The sequence below is a fragment of the Dyadobacter frigoris genome (assembly GCF_005280585.1).
Taxonomy (GTDB): Bacteria; Bacteroidota; Bacteroidia; order Cytophagales; family Spirosomataceae; genus Dyadobacter; species Dyadobacter frigoris.
On record NZ_SZVO01000001.1, the window covers coordinates 421,459 to 439,872 of the forward strand.

At 39.4% G+C, this 18,414-nt stretch carries 18 protein-coding genes; 5 read left to right on the forward strand and 13 right to left on the reverse strand.

Annotated elements, in window-relative coordinates; genetic code table 11:
* Positions 1 to 18: 18 nt before the first annotated feature.
* The 10 genes from FDK13_RS01945 to FDK13_RS01990 all read right to left on the reverse strand — a co-directional run bounded on the left by FDK13_RS01945 (position 19) and on the right by FDK13_RS01990 (position 7,861).
* Positions 19 to 615, reverse strand: coding sequence for a Uma2 family endonuclease (locus FDK13_RS01945; protein WP_137338285.1), 597 nt, complete (start codon positions 613 to 615; stop codon positions 19 to 21).
* 155 nt (positions 616 to 770) lie between these two features.
* A complete protein-coding gene (gene accC / locus FDK13_RS01950; RefSeq protein WP_137338286.1) occupies positions 771 to 2,114 on the reverse strand; it encodes an acetyl-CoA carboxylase biotin carboxylase subunit in 1,344 nt (447 codons plus the stop codon).
* 37 nt (positions 2,115 to 2,151) lie between these two features.
* Entirely contained in the window at positions 2,152 to 2,622 is a 471-nt protein-coding gene (accB, locus tag FDK13_RS01955; RefSeq protein ID WP_137338287.1) for an acetyl-CoA carboxylase biotin carboxyl carrier protein, read from the reverse strand.
* A gap of 33 nt (positions 2,623 to 2,655) precedes the next feature.
* Positions 2,656 to 3,222 (reverse strand): elongation factor P, encoded by a 567-nt coding sequence (efp, locus tag FDK13_RS01960; RefSeq protein WP_137338288.1) that lies wholly within the window; start codon positions 3,220 to 3,222, stop codon positions 2,656 to 2,658.
* Positions 3,223 to 3,306: 84 nt separating this feature from the next.
* On the reverse strand, positions 3,307 to 4,296 hold the full coding sequence (locus FDK13_RS01965; protein ID WP_137338289.1) for a beta-ketoacyl-ACP synthase III: 990 nt from the start codon (positions 4,294 to 4,296) through the stop codon (positions 3,307 to 3,309).
* 92 nt (positions 4,297 to 4,388) lie between these two features.
* Entirely contained in the window at positions 4,389 to 5,327 is a 939-nt protein-coding gene (gene plsX, locus FDK13_RS01970) for a phosphate acyltransferase PlsX (protein ID WP_137338290.1), read from the reverse strand.
* 131 nt (positions 5,328 to 5,458) lie between these two features.
* Complete coding sequence (gene rpmF / locus FDK13_RS01975; RefSeq protein WP_090337350.1) at positions 5,459 to 5,653, reverse strand: 50S ribosomal protein L32; 195 nt, start codon at positions 5,651 to 5,653, stop codon at positions 5,459 to 5,461.
* 70 nt (positions 5,654 to 5,723) lie between these two features.
* Complete coding sequence (locus FDK13_RS01980; RefSeq protein ID WP_229215869.1) at positions 5,724 to 6,290, reverse strand: YceD family protein; 567 nt, start codon at positions 6,288 to 6,290, stop codon at positions 5,724 to 5,726.
* Positions 6,291 to 6,423: 133 nt separating this feature from the next.
* A complete protein-coding gene (locus FDK13_RS01985) occupies positions 6,424 to 7,056 on the reverse strand; it encodes a NeuD/PglB/VioB family sugar acetyltransferase (RefSeq protein ID WP_137338291.1) in 633 nt (210 codons plus the stop codon).
* A 154-nt stretch (positions 7,057 to 7,210) separates the two neighbouring features.
* Positions 7,211 to 7,861 carry a hypothetical protein gene (locus FDK13_RS01990; protein ID WP_137338292.1) on the reverse strand — a complete coding sequence of 217 codons (651 nt, stop codon included), beginning with the start codon at positions 7,859 to 7,861 and terminating at the stop codon, positions 7,211 to 7,213.
* Positions 7,862 to 7,963: 102 nt separating this feature from the next.
* On the opposite strand from FDK13_RS01990, the gene FDK13_RS01995 reads away from it, so the two are divergent.
* A complete protein-coding gene (locus tag FDK13_RS01995; RefSeq protein ID WP_137338293.1) occupies positions 7,964 to 9,439 on the forward strand; it encodes a M61 family metallopeptidase in 1,476 nt (491 codons plus the stop codon).
* 214 nt (positions 9,440 to 9,653) lie between these two features.
* The gene (locus tag FDK13_RS02000) at positions 9,654 to 10,976 is read left to right on the forward strand and encodes a CehA/McbA family metallohydrolase domain-containing protein (RefSeq protein ID WP_137338294.1); all 1,323 of its coding nucleotides are present in this window, start codon (positions 9,654 to 9,656) and stop codon (positions 10,974 to 10,976) included.
* 2 nt (positions 10,977 to 10,978) lie between these two features.
* Here FDK13_RS02000 and FDK13_RS02005 read toward each other — a convergent pair whose 3' ends face one another.
* Both FDK13_RS02005 and FDK13_RS02010 read right to left on the reverse strand, forming a co-directional pair.
* Positions 10,979 to 11,893, reverse strand: a complete 915-nt coding sequence (locus tag FDK13_RS02005) for a TIGR01777 family oxidoreductase (RefSeq protein WP_137338295.1) — start codon at positions 11,891 to 11,893, stop codon at positions 10,979 to 10,981.
* Between the two features lie 48 nt (positions 11,894 to 11,941).
* Positions 11,942 to 12,760 (reverse strand): lysophospholipid acyltransferase family protein, encoded by an 819-nt coding sequence (locus FDK13_RS02010; protein WP_137338296.1) that lies wholly within the window; start codon positions 12,758 to 12,760, stop codon positions 11,942 to 11,944.
* 263 nt (positions 12,761 to 13,023) lie between these two features.
* Here FDK13_RS02010 and FDK13_RS02015 point away from each other — a divergent pair, with 263 nt between their 5' ends.
* From FDK13_RS02015 to FDK13_RS02025, 3 genes are all read left to right on the forward strand, one after another.
* Positions 13,024 to 14,481, forward strand: coding sequence for a M48 family metalloprotease (locus FDK13_RS02015; RefSeq protein WP_137338297.1), 1,458 nt, complete (start codon positions 13,024 to 13,026; stop codon positions 14,479 to 14,481).
* Positions 14,482 to 14,758: 277 nt separating this feature from the next.
* Complete coding sequence (locus tag FDK13_RS02020; RefSeq protein WP_229215870.1) at positions 14,759 to 15,550, forward strand: RpnC/YadD family protein; 792 nt, start codon at positions 14,759 to 14,761, stop codon at positions 15,548 to 15,550.
* A gap of 41 nt (positions 15,551 to 15,591) precedes the next feature.
* On the forward strand, positions 15,592 to 15,816 hold the full coding sequence (locus FDK13_RS02025) for a hypothetical protein (RefSeq protein WP_137338299.1): 225 nt from the start codon (positions 15,592 to 15,594) through the stop codon (positions 15,814 to 15,816).
* Positions 15,817 to 15,858: 42 nt separating this feature from the next.
* On the opposite strand, the gene FDK13_RS02030 is transcribed toward FDK13_RS02025, so the two are convergent.
* Positions 15,859 to 18,342 (reverse strand): glutaminase family protein, encoded by a 2,484-nt coding sequence (locus tag FDK13_RS02030; RefSeq protein WP_137338300.1) that lies wholly within the window; start codon positions 18,340 to 18,342, stop codon positions 15,859 to 15,861.
* Positions 18,343 to 18,414 lie beyond the last annotated feature (72 nt).

Genomic DNA, 18,414 nt, shown 5'->3' on the forward strand with positions numbered 1-18,414 from the left:
GAAAAATCAAATGATTTATTAAACAAAAATCTCTTCCAAATCAATTTCCAGATCAGGGAAAATGGTAGATTTCAGTATGGTAGTAATGGGTTTCAATCCAATATATTTTCCAGCCTCATTTAAAACATAAATATATACTGCATTTTCAGAAGGTTCAACGAGCCAATATTCTCTTACGCCGGTTTCTTCGTACAAATCAAATTTTTCATTCATTTCTTTTTTTGAATTACCAGGAGAAAGTATTTCAATTACAAGATCCGGAGCACCAAGACAACCTTTTTCATCTAATTTGTTTTCGTCACAAATCACACATAGATCTGGCTGAACGACAGTGTAGATTTCTTTTGAAGCTACAATAGATTTTTTATCATTATATAATCTAACATCAAAAGGAGCGCTAAAAAGATCGCATGAACTATTTTTCAAATAATTGAATAGTGTCCCCTGCAATTGGGTGGAAATCCGTTGGTGCAGCAAAGATGGGGCAGGGGACATTTTAAATATCTTGCCTTTAATCAATTCCAGACGTTCTTCAATCCGCCATAGCAAATAATCTGCATAAGTATAAGTCCCATCCAGATCAAGCTGATTAATATCCGTTACGATTGTTGACATAGATATGTAAATTAGTAAGGTAAAGCTACTTAATTTTCAGATAAACCTCAAAAGACAGAAAAGGTGCCCGGTTATCAAAACCAAACACCTTTTCTAAATGTTATATCAGATAAAACTCAGCGCCACTCAGCGAAAAAACTCTGATAACTCTGCGTTTAAAGCGTAGAGAAATCAAATGATTCCAAAAACTTAGTCGTGAAATTTCCGGATTGAAAACCCGGATCATCCATCAACTTGATATGGAACGGAATTGTAGTTTTAATACCTTCAATCACGAATTCCTGCAAAGCACGTTTCATTCTTGTGATAACTTCTTCACGCGACTGACCGCTAACGATCAATTTTGCAATCATCGAGTCATAATTTGGCGGAATAGTATAACCGCTGTAAACATGACTATCGATACGAATACCGTGACCGCCCGGGAAATGCAGATTCGTGATTTTTCCAGGAGACGGACGGAAACCATTTGCAGGATCTTCTGCATTGATACGGCATTCCATCGCAAACAATTTCGGAGTATAGTTAATACCCTTTATCGGATCTCCGGCAGCAACTTTAATTTGCTCTTTGATCAAATCAAAGTCAGTAACTTCTTCTGTAATCGGGTGTTCAACCTGAATACGGGTGTTCATTTCCATAAAGAAAAATTCACCATATTTGTCAACAAGAAATTCAACGGTTCCTGCACCTTCATATCCGATTGCCTGCGCACCTTTGATCGCAGCCGCACCCATTCTTTCACGAAGCTCAGGTGTTACTACTGGAGATGGCGTTTCTTCTACCAGTTTCTGGTGACGACGCTGAATAGAACAATCACGTTCTGATAAGTGACAAACTTTGCCGTACTGATCACCGATTATCTGGATTTCAATGTGACGAGGTTCTTCAACAAATTTTTCAAGATATAAACCATCATTTCCAAAAGCGGCAGCAGATTCTGTACGGGCATCGTTCCATGCCTTTTCAAATTCTTCCGGTTTGTTGATGATACGCATACCGCGACCACCACCACCCGCTGTTGCTTTCACAATCACAGGATAGCCAATACCTTTTGCAAGCTCTTTTCCTTGTTCAACCGATTCTAATAAACCTTCTGAACCTGGAACAACAGGAACGCCCGCTTTGATCATGGTCGCTTTGGCCGTTGCCTTGTCGCCCATTCCGTTAATCTGAGCAGCTGTCGCTCCAATAAATTTGATACCGTAATCAGCACAAATTTGAGAAAATTCAGCGTTTTCAGACAAGAATCCGTATCCCGGATGTATGGCATCTGCACCGGTAACTTCGGCGGCAGAAATAATATTTTGTATGCTTAGGTAAGACTGACGGCTTGGCGGAGGTCCGATACAAACAGCTTCGTCAGCAAATCTTACATGAAGGCTGTCACGGTCGGCGGTTGAATAAACTGCGACTGTTTTTATGCCCATTTCACGGCAGGTTCTGATCACACGTAGTGCAATTTCACCTCGGTTGGCAATGAGAATCTTTTTAAACATGAAATTTAATTAAGTTTTTTAAGACCGGTCATTACCGTTATATAGGTTCAACAAGAAACAAAGGCTGATCGAATTCTACCGGAGTAGCGTTTTCAACCAAAACTTTCACAATTCTCCCTGAAATTTCAGATTCAATTTCGTTGAAAAGTTTCATTGCTTCAATCACACAAACAACTTTTCCTGGTGCGATTTCGTCGCCAACGCTTGCAAAAGAAGGCGTTTCAGGGTTTGAAGCACGGTAGAAAGTACCGATCATTGGTGATTTAATTGTAATCAGGTTTGCAGATACAACGGGTTCCGCAGGAGCTGACGGTGCAGCAGGAGCCAGCGCTGATGGTGCAGGCGTGTAAACCGGTGCGGGAGCGGACTGTCCCGAAGCAACAGATATCACAGGAGCCGAACCGTATCTTTTTACCTTAATCTTTAAATCCGTTGTTTCAATGTTTACTTCATCAAGGCCAGACTGGGCGATGAAGTCAATAAGTTTTTGAATTTCTTTAGTTTCCATTTAGTCAAGTTTAAACAGTTGCAGGATGGTGGCCTATGATTTTACTCTTTCAACGTAGTCGTAAGTGCGTGTATCCACTTTAATTTTCTGACCTTCTTCAATAAATAAAGGTACCATGATACGTGCACCTGTTTCTACCTCAATCGCTTTTTTCGGAGAGTTTGCAGTATCTCCTTTCAAGCCCGGTTCAGCATAGGTCACTACTAATTCTACAAATGGAGGCAATTCACAAAGTAAAGCGGCATCCGTTTCCGTATTGATCAGGATTTCAACTTCCTGTCCATCTTTCATCAAATCGGCAGCTGTTACAAGTTTTTCATCGATCAATACCTGATCGAACGTTTCTGAGTTCATGAAGTTATAGCCAACTTCATCTTTGTATAAAAACTGGAATTTATGTCTTTCTACGCGAACCGGAATAATAGTAGCACCTGAAGAAAAAGTATTGTCCAATACTTTTCCGGTAGTAAGGCTTTTAATTTTAGTACGAACAAAAGCGTTTCCTTTACCTGGTTTTACATGTTGAAACTCGATAACCTGAAAAAGGTCATGGTTAAAATGTATTACTAGTCCGTTACGTAAATCTGCAGTCGTTGCCATGTTTAGTTAATAAGTAATGCAAAAATTTTGTAAAATCTTAAACACAAAATGAATAATGAAACACGTCCATTATTCATTTCTTAATTATAAAGCCCATTTTAAATATATAGCTCCCCAGGTAAATCCTCCACCAAAGGCAGCCAAAACAAGATTATCTCCTTTTTTCAACTGTGACTCATAATCCCATAAACAGAGTGGGATCGTGGCCGAGGTTGTATTACCGTATTTCTGGATATTCACCATCACTTTGTCCATTCCTACACCCATACGGTTTGCGGTTGCTTCAATGATACGCTTGTTTGCCTGATGCGGAACAAGCCAGGCTACGTCGTCACTTGTCAGGTTATTTTTTTCCATGATCTCAGCTGAAATATCAGCCATATTTTTCACAGCAAATTTAAAAACCTGGGCTCCGTCCTGATAAACAGAATGCCATTTGTTGTCAATCGTTTCATGTGTAGGCGGATACCGGCTTCCTCCGGCTTTCTGGTGCAGATAAGGGTATCCAACGCCATCTGAACGAATAATAGAATCAATTATTCCGTAACCGTCAGCATCAGGTTCCAAAAGCACAGCGCCTGCGCCGTCACCAAAAAGAATACAGGTTTTGCGATCCGTGTAATCGACAATCGCAGACATTTTATCAGCGCCTACTACAATGATCTTTTTATATTTTCCGGTTTCAATAAATTGAGAACCGATTGTAAGTGCATAAATAAATCCGGAACAAGCTGCCTGAATATCAAAACTTCCGACATTTCTGATGCCTGTCATATCGCAAATAAGATTGGCAGTACCAGGAAAAATAAAATCGGGAGTAGTGGTCGCGCAGATTAAAAGATCAATGTCTTCCGGAGCAGTATTGGTTTTGGCAAGCAACCCTTTTACAGCCTCAGCGCCCATATGTGAGCTTCCTAAACCTTCTCCTTTCAGTATGCGACGTTCCTTAATGCCGGTGCGGCTAACGATCCATTCATCGTTGGTCGCTACCATTGTTTCCAATTCAGCATTTGTCAGAATATAGTCAGGCACATACCCGTGTATTCCTGTTATAGAGGCTTTTGCGTGGGTCATGGTTAATTTCTAGCATTCAAAATTCATATGAATTTTGGTAAAAAATAGTAACAGAGTTTATTCGCAATTATCGTTTTGTTGTTGGGCATATATCAGCTCATAGCATTTGCAATGTGCAGATATGCTTTTGATTTGACTTGTTTATAGGCCCATCCAATCATATTTTTAATTGCCAGCGGCGAAGAAATACCATGTGCAATCATCACATTTCCATTGACACCAATAATGGAACTTCCACCGATGGATTCATAATTAGTCTGATCAATAAAATCATCCTGAATCCCTCTCTGCTTGGCAATTTCGTACAGTGATTCTCCCAGTTTGAATAATACATTCCCGGTGAAACCGTCTGTAACGATCACATCTGCTTTATTAGTGAAGAGATCTTTCCCTTCAATATTTCCAATAAAATTGATTCGTTTGTTATCCTTGAGCAGCGGATAGGTAGCCTGTGCAGTTAATGATCCCTTCTGTTCTTCCTCACCGATATTCATTAATGCAACACGCGGACGCTCAATCTGGAATGTGTGCTGAACAAATAAAGAGCCAATTTCACCAAATTGTGCCAGAACCTCGGGCTTGCAATCGGCGTTTGCTCCAATATCCACCATAATGGCATGGCCGCCTCCAACCTGTGGAACAAAACCGGCAATGGCTGGTCTTAAAACTCCTTCAATAGCTTTAATGCTAAAAAGGGCACCTACATGCATTGCCCCGGTGTTGCCGGCGCTGCAAAAGATGTCAATTTCTTTTTCTTTCAGAAGCTTAAAACCTATTCCTATGCTAGAGTTGGGCTTTTGAGAAAGAGCTTTTGTAGGGTGCTCACCCATCTCAATAACATCTTCTGCATGAACGATGTCAACGACTGATGAAGAGAAGTTATTCTGGCGAAATATTTCCAAAATAGCACTTTCACGGCCAATTAACACGATCCGGGCATCCGATGGCAGTTCGGAAGTGGCTTGCATAACCCCTTCAACAATTGCTTGTGGAGCTAAATCTCCCCCCATAGCATCTACCGCAATTTTCATTTACACGCTGTTATTTTGTACTAAAAGTTAGAAATCGAAGGTGTAAATTTAGCAGTTGTGCCTTAGTAAAAAAGAATTTCGCAACAACTTTTATAAGGCTGTTGCGAAATTGGCATTCTCATCGTTAAAAATTAAACCGTTTTGGCATAATTTTCAACAACAACTTTGCCTCTATAAACTAGATTTCCTTCGTGTACGTGCGCACGGTGGAACTGATGAATTTCCCCTGTTGAAGAATCAACTGACAATTGCTTGCCTGTAAGGAAGTCATGTGCTCTGCGTGTATCGCGACGGGTTTTGGAAATTTTCCGCTTAGGATGTGCCATGATGCTTTATGTTCGGTTGTTAATATTCGGTTTGAAAAACTTTTATATGCGGCTCAGAATTATTAATTCCTTATTGCCCTTTTAATTTTTTTAATGCTTCCCAACGTGGGTCAATTTTCTCTTCGGAATCGCCGTCGCCATTTTCCTCATTATCTTCTGAAGAATACACCAGTATTACTTCGTCGTCCTCTGATTCATCGTCAGCATCATCTTCTGTCCTAAGACTTGGATGCAGTTTTTTTACCGGAAGCGAAAGTGCAATGAATTCAAAAACATATTTCGCAACATTAATCCGGTTTGTATTCCGGTTGATGATTTCTATCTCATCGGTCAGCTCTTCATCGCGGTCGCCAAATTTTAAAATAATCTGTTCATCCGAAATGACAGGCTCCTCAAACGGTTCTAAAGTACGGTCACAAGTTAATTCGACCGATCCTTCTGTATGAAAATGTAACTGGAGCATTGTCGCAGATTTTTTCAAAACCACGTGGGTTTTAAATTGGCCGCGTTCGATGAGATCTTGCTCTAATTCTTCAAAAAAAGCGTCTCCGGACTCCATATCATAGTCATACTGCTTGTCTTCCAAACCGTAAATGTCTATGTTGTATTTACTTAGCTCTTTCACTATTTCTGTCAAAAGGACTGCAAAGGTAGTGTCTTTTCGTGTGAATAAAAAAACTATCTACGAATTTTATTGATTTAAACTGAGGTATTTAACATTGAACCCGCTGTTACTCAACAAGCATTGGTTTTTTCCTGACAAATCTGAATTAAATCTTCTTTGCCGGGTTACCAAAAAATGTTGCGTTTGCAGGTACGTTTTCAACAATCACAGATCCTGCACCAATCCGGGCATTTTTGCCAATTTCAACACCTGCAACGATAATTGCACCAGATCCGATAAATACGCCGTCAGCGACTTTTACTCTGTCATTGATAATAGCTCCTGCGCCAACCGTAACATAATCTCCAATCTGAACCGCTGTTTCAATAACTGATCCTGTCAGAAACAAAGAATGACTTCCCAATTTTGAAGTCGGTCCCACGATTGCACGTGCTGCAAAAATATTTCCGTGACCAACCGTTGCCATCTCTGAAATGATTGCGCTTTCATGAATGGCGTTGACAGGCATGCTTTTGAAACGTTCATTCAAACCTTCCGTTAATTGTTTACGTACCGAACGTTCTCCAACTGCTACAAAAGTTTCACATTTTTCACCGATAATATTGATAAAAGCCTCATCGTCTGTTGCGCCTAAAACACTTACATCACCGAATTCTTTACCATGTAATTCTTTATTATCGTCCAGTATTCCATAGACGAGTACATTATTTCTTCTGAAAATATCAAGTGCCTGCATACCTAATGCGCCTGCACCAAAAATTAAAACCGGATTTTCCATAATTGAACTGATTTCATTTTCTCTTTTATAAAAGATTGAAAATGAAAAACGTATTAGTATTTGTTAATGAATCTTGTTGATTTATGTATCGGTACTGAAAAAGTGATACATAAAGGCAGTAGAAAAAATATTTTTTACAAAAGTACGGATTGATTTACAGAAAAGTGACGCGGAACACAAAAGGGCTTCCGTATGGCGAAAGATTTTCCTGGTTGTATGGATCAATCTGGTTGTTGTAGTTAACATTAAAAAGTGCAGTGAAATGAACTGCCCTGATCAGTTTTCCACCTGTTGGCTGGCTGTATGAAGCGCCGATCATCGGAGAACTTAGCCAGGTTCTTCTTTGATAAGACATCGGCACGTTTAACGTTTCGTATTCTGCAATAATATTGACTACCGGCACGATCTGGTACATAAGGAAAGCCCGGCCACCATAATTAATGGTATTATACCCAAAATATTTTGATTTGAACCACATCACGGTAGCACCAACGCCACCAACAAGTTTATCTGTTATTTGATACCCCGCCATTGGTGATAAATTGACATTGGTAATCGTTCCAAAACTTAAACCAAAACTTCCGCCGAGACGGATTCTTTCTTTGAATGCGAGATTTTTTAGATCACTTTCAACTTTCTTCGGTTCAACAGGTGCTTTATCTTCTACCGGAGGCATTTCTTTTCTGACCGGTCTTTCTTTTTTCACAGTATCAGGACGGTAATACTCATCATTTTGGGCAAATACAGTCGTTTTAATAGCTAATGTGATGATAAATAAGCAGGACAGGAGGATTTTCCTTTTCATTTCTAAATGGTTTATTTTAATATTGTTAATACTAACGCAAAATTCTTAACTTTTGGTTTATTATTGATTTGACCCTCATTATTACGCCTCATTTCAACGTTTATGCACTATCAAATTTCAGTAACTGACCCGGCTTCACACTTTTTATCGATTACTTACACCATTCCTGATATAAATGCGGATCTTATTGAAATTCAATTACCTGCATGGCGGCCAGGACGTTATGAAATTCAAAATTTTGCCAAAAATATTCAATTTATTGAAGCAATTTCAATAAGTGGTGATAAACTGCCCTTACGCAAAATCACGAAGGATCGTTGGGAGGTTAAAACAAATTCTGAAGAAACAGTTCAAATACGTTATTCTTTCTTTGCAGCGATACAAAATGCCGGCAGCAGTTACGTTGATGAGGAGCTTTGGTATCTCAACTTTATCAATTTTTGTTTTTATACCGAAGGAAGAATTAATGATCAATGCTCGGTTTCACTGGCATTGCCGGAAACTTTTGAAATAGCTTGCGGACTGGAATCTTCCGGCCGTCATCAGCTGGTTGCAAAGGATTTTTATCAATTGGTTGACAGTCCTTTACTGGCATCCGAAACTTTACAAAAATCCGATTATATCGTTCGCGGCGTTCAATTTCATATCTGGATGCATGGGAATCTGAAACCAAACTGGAAACGTATCCAGCGTGATTTCAGAAGGTTTTCCCGGGAACAGATAGCCACGATGGAAGAGTTTCCGGAACAGGATTATCATTTTCTCAACCTGATTCTGCCAAATGCTTTTTACCATGGTGTTGAGCATCATAATTCTACTATGATTGTTCTTGGTCCTGATGATGAAGGCGAAGGTTTGTATACCGATTTGTTAGGGGTAAGCTCTCATGAATTGTTCCATGCATGGAATATCATCAGAATTCGTCCTGTCGAGCTTTTACCATATGATTTTACAAAAGAAAATTATTTTGAAACTTGTTTTGTAGCAGAAGGCTGCACGACATATTATGGCGATTTATTTTTAAGAAGAGCCGGTGTTTTTGATGATGAAGCGTATGTGAAAGAATTACAGGTTTACATGAAACGCCATTTCGAAAACAATGCGTTGGCTTCACAGTCGCTGGCCGAATCCTCTTTTGATTTGTGGCTGGATGGTTACGAAAAAGGAATTCCGCACCGCAAAGTTTCGGTTTATCACAAAGGTGCTTTGGTTGCTTTGATTCTTGATTTGTACCTGCGGAAAAAATCCAATCATGAATCTTCCCTGGACACCGTTATGCAAGTTTTATGGCAACATTTTGGCAAACCGTTCATTGGTTATACCGTTGAAGATTACAAAAATGTTGTGGAAGAAATCGCCGGTGAAAAGCTGGACTGGTATTGGAAAGAATGCATTTTTACCAACGAACCTCTGGAAACCAGACTGAACGAAGCACTTGCTTTTGTAGGATTACAAATGACAATTTTCAGCAATGGAAATATCCAGCTCAATGTTCAGGACGATTTCCGTGCAAAAGTGCAGCGGGATAAATGGCTGGAAACGAGACAGGTGTTGAGTGAGGAAGAAGAGGAGGAATGAGTTTTTGCTGTTGGCTTTTAGAGATTAGCTTTTGGTGGAAAGTCATAGTCCGTTAACCAATTAGGTGCAGTTGGTATTTTGTAATATGGCTCCTTCGGAGCCTCCCCTGTGAATTTGCCAATAAATTATTTAATACAAATTTAAAATCTGGATATCTTAGAATTGCCTCGAAAACTGCTTTCAATTACATACTCTCTTAAATCCTTCTCCTACAATGAAAGCGGTGAAAATAATCGGATATATTTTGCTCATTTTGGTTAAAGTTTTAGCAGTTCTTTTTGTATTAATTATTCTTTATTTTCTTATCCCACCATTTTATAACCGATACATAGTTTATCCTGAACTGGAACAAGAGCGAACTGCTTTATGGAAAAAATATAAAAAACCGGAGCAATTTATAGCCCATACAGATTTTAAAGGCATCCTTCATTCGCATACCTATCGTTCACACGACAGTCGTGGCATTTTAGCTGAAATAATTCCGGCGGCGAAAAAAGCCAAACTGAATTTTATATTTCTGGCCGATCACCGCATGTCCGATCTGGACAGTTTTCCAAGAGGAATTCACGGGATTTTCAATGATATTGTTATCGAATCAGGAACGGAATCTCCAGGACCAAGTATGATGGTGACACCATTAAGAAATGTAATTCTTGACTGGAAAAGTGACAGAAGCCAATTGATTCATGATGTAGTAAAAAAAGGCGGGATGGTTTTTTATCTGCACTCGGAAGATTCACACGACTGGGCAAATCCGGATTATCAGGGAATGGAAATTTATAACATTCATTCAGATCTTATCGACGAAAAAAGTCCTTTGAAATTTTTAATCAATGGGATGCTCAATAGCGGAATTTATCGTCATTGGAGCTATCGCGAGCTTTTTGATGAGCAAACAAAAATTGTTGCGCTTTGGGATTCACTGAACAATCATCGAAAAATTGTTGGCATGGCGGCCGTTGACGCGCATAATAATCAAAGTATCCGGGCGAGATATTTGAAAAACGGAAAAGTAGAATGGGTTGGTCCCAATGCGAAAACGTTATCAATAACAGAACCCGGTTGGAAAGAAAAGTTATTGCTCGGAAAACCTGATATTGCAGGATGGGCCTTCAAAATGGAACTGGATACTTATTTTCATTCCTTCAATTTTGCTAACACACACATTTTTAGTGATACACTTTCAAGTCGTTCCTTAAAAAATGAATTAGTTAAAGGACATGCCTATATTTCCTTTGAAAGTCTGGCTGAAGCAAATGGTTTTCAATTTGTTTCAGCCGACAATTCAGGGAAAATAAATACGATGATGGGAGATTCAATCAAAAGTGAAAATGCGTTTAAATTAAAAGCGACTTCGCCGTTTCCTGTTAAATTTGAGTTGTATCAAAATGGAAAACTAATTGATAGTAAGGAAGATCGTTATGATTACGAATTTCAACCTAAAAATAAAAAAGGAAACTACCGGATTGTGGCGAGATTGAAGTTCAGGAAAGAATGGCTTCCCTGGGTTTACACAAATCCGATTTATATTTATTGAAATTATTTTGACAAAACATCTTTTAACGCTTTCAACAAATCGGGGAATTCATATTTGAAATCCGTTTCATCTTTGATCCGCTGGTTGATCACATAGTTACTTCCCAGAACCACATTTGCCATTTCTCCAAAAACCAGACGAAGTGCAAAAGAAGGAACATTCGGAAGCCACTGAGGTTTATCCAATGCTTTGCAGATTTGCTTGGTAAAATCTTCGTTGGTCGCGGGCGGAAAAGCCACGGCATTGTAAGCACCTTCCCAGGAGTCCTTTTCCATACATTCAATATACAACCGACAAAGATCATCGATATGAATCCAGGAAAGCCATTGTTTACCTGATCCCAAAGGTGCGCCAAATCCAAATTTTGCTGGTTGTGCCATTTTAGGGACAGCACCGCCGTCATTACTCAGCACAATTCCTGTTCTCAATTTAACCGTTCTTACACCAAGTTGTTTTACGGAATCCGCCGATTTTTCCCATTCAATGGTTACCTCTGATAGAAAATCTTTTCCGGAAGGCGACATTTCAGTGTGCTGAATATCACCAGTATCTTCACCATAGTAACTGCTACCAGAAGCCGATACAAAGGATTTTAGACTGATATTTCGCTTTTTTAGTTCTCGTGAGATCAGTTCAATACTATCAGTCCGGCTGCTGAAAATTGCCTTTTTTCTTTCCTCCGTCCATTTTTGATCGGCAACGCCGGCTCCTGCCAAATGTATCAGATAAGCGGTATTTTCAAGAGCACCAGCTTCGATGTGATTATTTTTCACATCCCATTCGTAAACTTTTACAAACGGAATATTTGATTTTTTTCTGGTGAGATAAGCAACTTCATACCCTTTTTTCAAAAGCAATGTCGTCAATCGTTTTCCTATTAAACCTGTTCCGCCGGTAATCAATACTTTTTGCGCCATAAAATGTTTTGAATGAGATTTGATCAATGGTACAAAAATGGTGCCTTGCTATAAAATGGGAAGAGCTGTATTACTTTCTTTCGGAGGCTCCTGTTCAATAGCTTTGGTAATTCGGGCGATCATATCTTCCACCGATTCGTCCGGTAAAAATTGCATAGGTGCTTTAAACTGGACGGTGAGTGTTGTATTTCTCTTTTTGAAACGTAACCCTTTTTTGTCAAAAGCTCGTCTAAATCCATTGATAACAACGGGAATAACAATAGGCTGATGCTCTTTAATAAGGTATGCTGTTCCTTTTCGTACCGGAGCAAAAGGTTTTGTGGTGCCTTGCGGAAAACTGACAACCCATCCGTGTTTGAGGCCCATACCAATTTTATCCTGGGCAGAATTATCCAGCTCGCGTCTTACATTTTCACCATTTGCCCGCCAGGAACGATCAATGGTAATAGCACCTCCGATACTAAAAAGTTTTGGTAAAATCCCTTCCTTCATAGTTTCGGAAGCAGCCACGTAATAGCACCTTGCTCTTGGAGAAAAAAGATAAAAAGGAGGCGCAATAGAATCTTTATATCCCCATTTTGTTGCGCAAAAAATGTGGTAAAAAGCAATGACGTCAGCAAAATAAGTCTGGTGGTTAGATAGAAAAATAACACCATGATCGGGCAGGTCAACCAACTGTTCGCTTCCTGTAATTTTGATTTTATTAACCGCCGTATAGCGATAATAGGTAAACCAGCCAATAACAAAAATAAAGAAGCGTTTAATGGTCAGAAAATTGCCGAAAGGGTCTTTTTCAAATATCCCAAGAAAATCAAATCGAGCCAGCCAGGCTGGGAGTGCACTGAACGTACTTTTTTTTGATGTCATGAGATAACGTATGTTTCAATAATCGTGTCTGAGTTAATCCGGTGACTGTTATTTTAAGAATATTCAGTCCCTTTCCGGTAAGCAAAGGTAAGTTAATAAAGAGATTCATATATTTAATAAAATAACTGTACTACGAGAAATTGTAACCGGAAGTATGTTTTTCGGTCAAAGTATTCGTCACGCCAATTGGCATGATTCTTTGATTACAGAGCAATACTTGCTTAATTTTGACCTGCTCACTAACAAAAAACAATATCAATTTTATGAATACTAAGTTTCAATTACACATACTTGCCTGTCTTTTAACTGCCGGAGCTTTGTCCGGGTGTTCAAGAAATCCGGTAACGGGGAGGAATGAAATTATTTTCATGTCACCGGAAAAAGAAAAGGCCCTGGGCGCAGAATCACATCCTTCGGTTGTGGCTTCCATGGGGTTGTATAATGATAAAAACCTGACAGCTTTTATCAATGAAAAAGGAAAGGCCATGGGGAAAGTTTCACATCGGCCGGAAGTTGATTATCAGTTTTTTATCGTGGATTCTCCGGTTGTCAATGCCTTTGCCGTTCCTGGCGGATATGTTTATTTTACCCGGGGAATTATGGCTCATTTTAATAATGAAGCAGAATTTGCCGGCGTTTTAGGTCATGAAATCGGGCATATTGCAGCGAGGCACTCGGCAAGTCAGCAAACAAAACAGGTTTTTACACAGGGTGTTATATTGGCTGGATCTGTACTTTCTCCAACATTCAGAAGTTTATCAGATCAGGCTTCGCAGGGTTTGGGATTATTACTTTTAAAATATAGCCGTGATCACGAAAGTCAGTCGGATGAACTGGGTGTGGAATATTCGAGTAAAATCGGATACGATGCACATCAAATGGCAGACTTTTTTGGTACATTAAAAAGAATCAGCGAAAAAAGCGGAGCAACGATTCCAACTTTTCAGTCAACTCACCCGGATCCGGGAAATCGTCAGGTGACGGTGGAGAAACTGGCAACAAATTATCAATCAGCACATCAGGCAAAATACAACGTCAATCGTGATGTATATTTGCGTAAAATTGAAGGATTAATTTATGGTGTGGATCCGAAACAAGGTTTTGTTGAAGGAGGACAATTTTATCATCCTGAATTAAAATTCCAGTTCCCGGTTCCAGCCGATTGGCAGACAGAAAACACACCTGCACAATTCCAGATGGCATCCAAAGACGGAAAAGCGATGATGCTTTTCACAATTGCAGAAGGTAAAACGCTTGATGAAGCTGCACAAACGGTTATAAAAAATTACGGTCTGCAAACTTCTGAAAATAATAAAACAACAATTAATGGATTCCCTGCGATTGCCATGGTAGCAAAACAGGTTGCTCAGGGACAAACGGCTCCGGCGGCTGATGCTGCCCAGATTGCGAGTTGGTTAATTCAGTACAACGGATCAATTTACGCTATTCACGGAGTTGCGGCGAGTACGGATTTTGGGTCAAATTTTAATCAGTTCAAATCTGTTGCCCAGGGTTTTAAATCGATTACGGATCAATCAAAACTAAACAAAGAACCGGATCGTATCAGAATTAAAACTGCACAACGCGATGGTACACTTCGTGATGTTCTTAAAGATGCAAATATGCCTGATAATAAACTTGACGACATCGCGATTCTTAATGGAATGGCTCTGACCGATAAAGTTGAAAAGGGAATGCTTTTCAAAACTTTGAATAAATAAAACGCATTAATTTTCGAGACAAACAGCCGGATTTTACGTCTGGATACCGATACAAATAAAACCACTTGTATTACTGATTTATCAGTTTTGCAAGTGGTTTTATTTTGTTCAAAGGTTTAAAATTAATCTGTTTTCAAGCAAATTATCCCTCTTCCTAATGCGTAAGAAGAACGATATATTACTGAAAAGTGCATTTGAAGAATCGTTTGCGGATCTTTTATATTTCTTTTTCAAAGACGCCGATGTTGTCTTTGATTTCGAACGCGGTTTTGATTTTATGGATAAGGAGCTGGCAGAGCTTTTTCCTGATTTAGAGAAGAAGGGTGGAGATCGGTTTGTAGACATGCTGGTGAAAACCTATCTGAAAACAGGTGTGGAAGAATATATTCTCGTTCATATTGAAATTCAGGATGGTGCTATCAAAAATTTCGCGCAACGGATGTTTCAATATTATTACAGGATATTGGACAGATTTGAAGTCGAGGTGGCAGCATTGGCCGTATTTACAGGGAAGCAAGATCAAAAACAGCCATCTGAATATAGAAAGGATTTTTTAGGTACTGAAATTATTTATAAGTACAATTCTTATCACATATTTGACCATACTGAGGATCAATTGTTAAGTATGGATAATCTTTTCGCCCTGGTAATTCTTACCGCGCAAAAGGTTTCCTTATCATTCAAAATTCCCGAATCCGAACTAGGTGAACAAAGACTAGGAATCGTACGGGCACTTGTAGAAAGCAAGCGATACGACAATGAAAAAATCAGACGTTTTCTGTTTTTTCTGAAGACCTTCATTTACATTGAAAATTCTGAAATAAATGGTAAATTTGATAGTGAGGTGAATTTATTAACTGGAAATGAGACATCTATGGGAATTATAGAAGCAATCAAGATGATAACTTTGGAGGAAGGGATTGAAAAGGGTGAGTATAATAAAACTTATGAAATTGTTAAAAATCTTATAGTAAATACTGATTTTGAAATTTCTAAAGTTGCGGCTCTCGCTAATTGCTCTGAATCATTGGTCGAAAAGGTTCAAGAAGATTTGCGATTAGGCAAATAGTTCGTAATAAAATTCGGATAGCTAAAAAATTGTAGGAAGCGATGGGAATTATAGAAGCTATAAAGTTGATAACTTTTGAGGAGGCCTTTGAAAAGGGATTTGTAATAGGTACTAAAATAGGCATCGAAATAGGTTGGCAGTATAAAACTTACGAGGTTACCAAAAATCTGTTGTTTCATACGGATTTCGAAATTCCTAAAATCGCTGCTCTTGCTAATTGTTCTGAATCATTTGTGAAGCAAGTTCAGAATGACTTAGAATATTAAAAATAAAAAAGGTGAGCATTCAAATTACTCACCCCCATTCAATTATTTCAATTTGTTTTCCAAAACCTTCATATAATATCCTCCCACAACCGAGCGCGCGCGGAAGCCTACGGATTTCCCGTCCGTCGTTTCATGCCAATCCGAAAGAGGGATCCGATCCGGAGTTTCTGTTACGTATTTGTAAACGGGTTTAATCAGAGCTTCAAAATCTTTCTGATTATCAGCAAGAGTGGCGGTCCAGAAAATCCAGTCCGATTTTGTGTAAGTTTTACGGCTATCCAATGGTAAGCCGAAAGCCAGTTGTTTTGTCAGATAAAAGTTAATTTCCTTTTTTGCCACTTCTTTTGGAAACACGTTCAAGTCAAGAAGCTTATCCCAGACCAAATTGTATTTCTGGCTCCAAGTTCCTTTTTTGTCAAATGTTAATGCATAATGATTGCCGTCCGCAGCCATTTCCATCCATTTTTTTGCAAACTCTTTAACCAAGGCATTAACTTCGTCTGCTTCTTTTTGCTGACCTAATTGTTCAGCCATTTTCGCATAGCTGGCTAAACCCATGATGGCTTTGATAGATAAGTTGGTATTATGCGCCAAATGGCCGGCAAAGTCATCCGTACAAAGCTGGTTTGCCGGATCAAAGCCTTCTTTCTTCAAATAATTAGCCCAGACGGTTAGAGTCTCCCAGTGCTTTTTAGCGAATTCGGTACTTTTTTCAGCTTTGCATATCGCATAAGTCAGGATAAGCATATTTCCTGATTCTTCGACTGGCATATCTTCGTCATATGTTTGTCCGTTTGCGAGAGGGTATGTTCCTACATCGTGCGCAGCAAACGGTTTTTTCCATTTTCCACTTTCTGAATAATAGAAAATCGGTTCCATCATTCCTTTTAACAGGGTCGGATTATAAATAAGAAAAAGCGGGGCAGAAGGATACGTTATGTCCACAGTCCCAATAGAACCATTACTGAAATTTTCTTTTGACAAGAACAAAGGAACTCCATCCGGTCCGGCAACCAGTTTATGGGCAGCAATAGCCTGGCGATACGCTGCAACACATAATTCAGCATAGGATTTTCCACCTGATTTTAAAGCATCGTCATATATTTTTGTATCAATAGCTTTGCAGGAATTTATGATCTGACTGAAATTTGTTTCGGCCTCTTTCAACTCCCCCTGGATAGTTTTATCACCATTTTTATTCCACCACGGAAGGAGATTTTTTCCAAAATACTGAACTGAAAATTCATCATCATAACCCACCATCACATGATCCGAAGCGCCTTTGCTATCCACTTTTCCGACATTAGAAATAATTCCCATCGCTCTCGTTTCGCCGGTACCTATCATCATGGTATTGACCGGATCAAGCGCACCTTTTTTGGAGAAACTTTTGATCAGTCCTGCCGGAGTTCCAAAGGCAGAACCTGAAACTGTTTTTTCAGAAGCCGCCAAATAAGCATAACCCCAGTCAATCCGTACATCATCACCTTTGCGCTGCAAAACTTTCTGGTCCAGACTTCCAATCGCAAGTGTAATCAGGCCGCTATCATTTCCGGCTCTTTCCGTTACTTCCTGATTGCCTTCGTTAACAGCCAATAATCCGGAAACAGAAGTCAATATCTGAACGTCATGTACTTTTCCATCTTTCGATTTGACATCATAAACAATATAATTGACTGGTCTGGAAAGTAGTGCAAGATTATCCATTAGCAAGGGCGCCACAAAACTTGCAGTGATCTGTACCGGTCCGGCGTCAAATGAATAGATGCTTTGTGTTGCTTTCATTATCAAACTGGTTTGTTTTGCAGCAACGATCAAATCTGCGCCTTTTGGTGCGATTTCGTCTGTCAAACCAATATCAATATATCCTGGCCCGGCTCCGTTTTTACAATAAGCAGCCAGGATGTTTTTTCCTTTTTTTAATGATTTCCTGGCAGCCTCACTGATCTTTTTAGTTTCATAACCACCCGTAAAACAATTGGAACATTCGTACGCCGATACCCCGTTAATAAAAACGGCTACGTCATCATCATGGAAAATGTCCAGGCCAATTTTTTCAAACGTAATATTGTCCAAAGTAAATTCCCGGCGATACCATATCTCTTTTGGGAAAACTGTACCGGTTTTTAACATATTATCATTCCGGTCTTTGGTACCGAAAGGTGCTTTTCCGGTTTTCCAGCCAGCGGCTTTAAAATTTTCTTTGTTCCATTCAGCGGCTGGTTTTTCAGTCGTGTAAACAGCCTCATATTCTTCAACTTTGGCTGTGCCAATTACTGGTTTCAAAACCGGTACAGCGGCGCCCATGAAACGATATGTTTTTCCGTCGACCCGAATTAATCCGTCTAATGGATTTGGTTTGCCTGTCCAGTGTTTGGTCGGAGAGCCGTTGAGTTCGCTGCCGAATGACCACACGCTTGTGTAAGGATCAACGGTAATCAGCGGGACGGCCGGTGGTCGGAAGCTCTGTGCGAAGCAGGTACTAAATCCGCATAGCAAGACAGCGAAAAGGCAGTTTTTAGTCATTTGATAAAAATTTGTTTTCACAGATTCTATATTGTTTTTGTTGCGTTGGGGATTGGAAAAAACGTTTTAGCA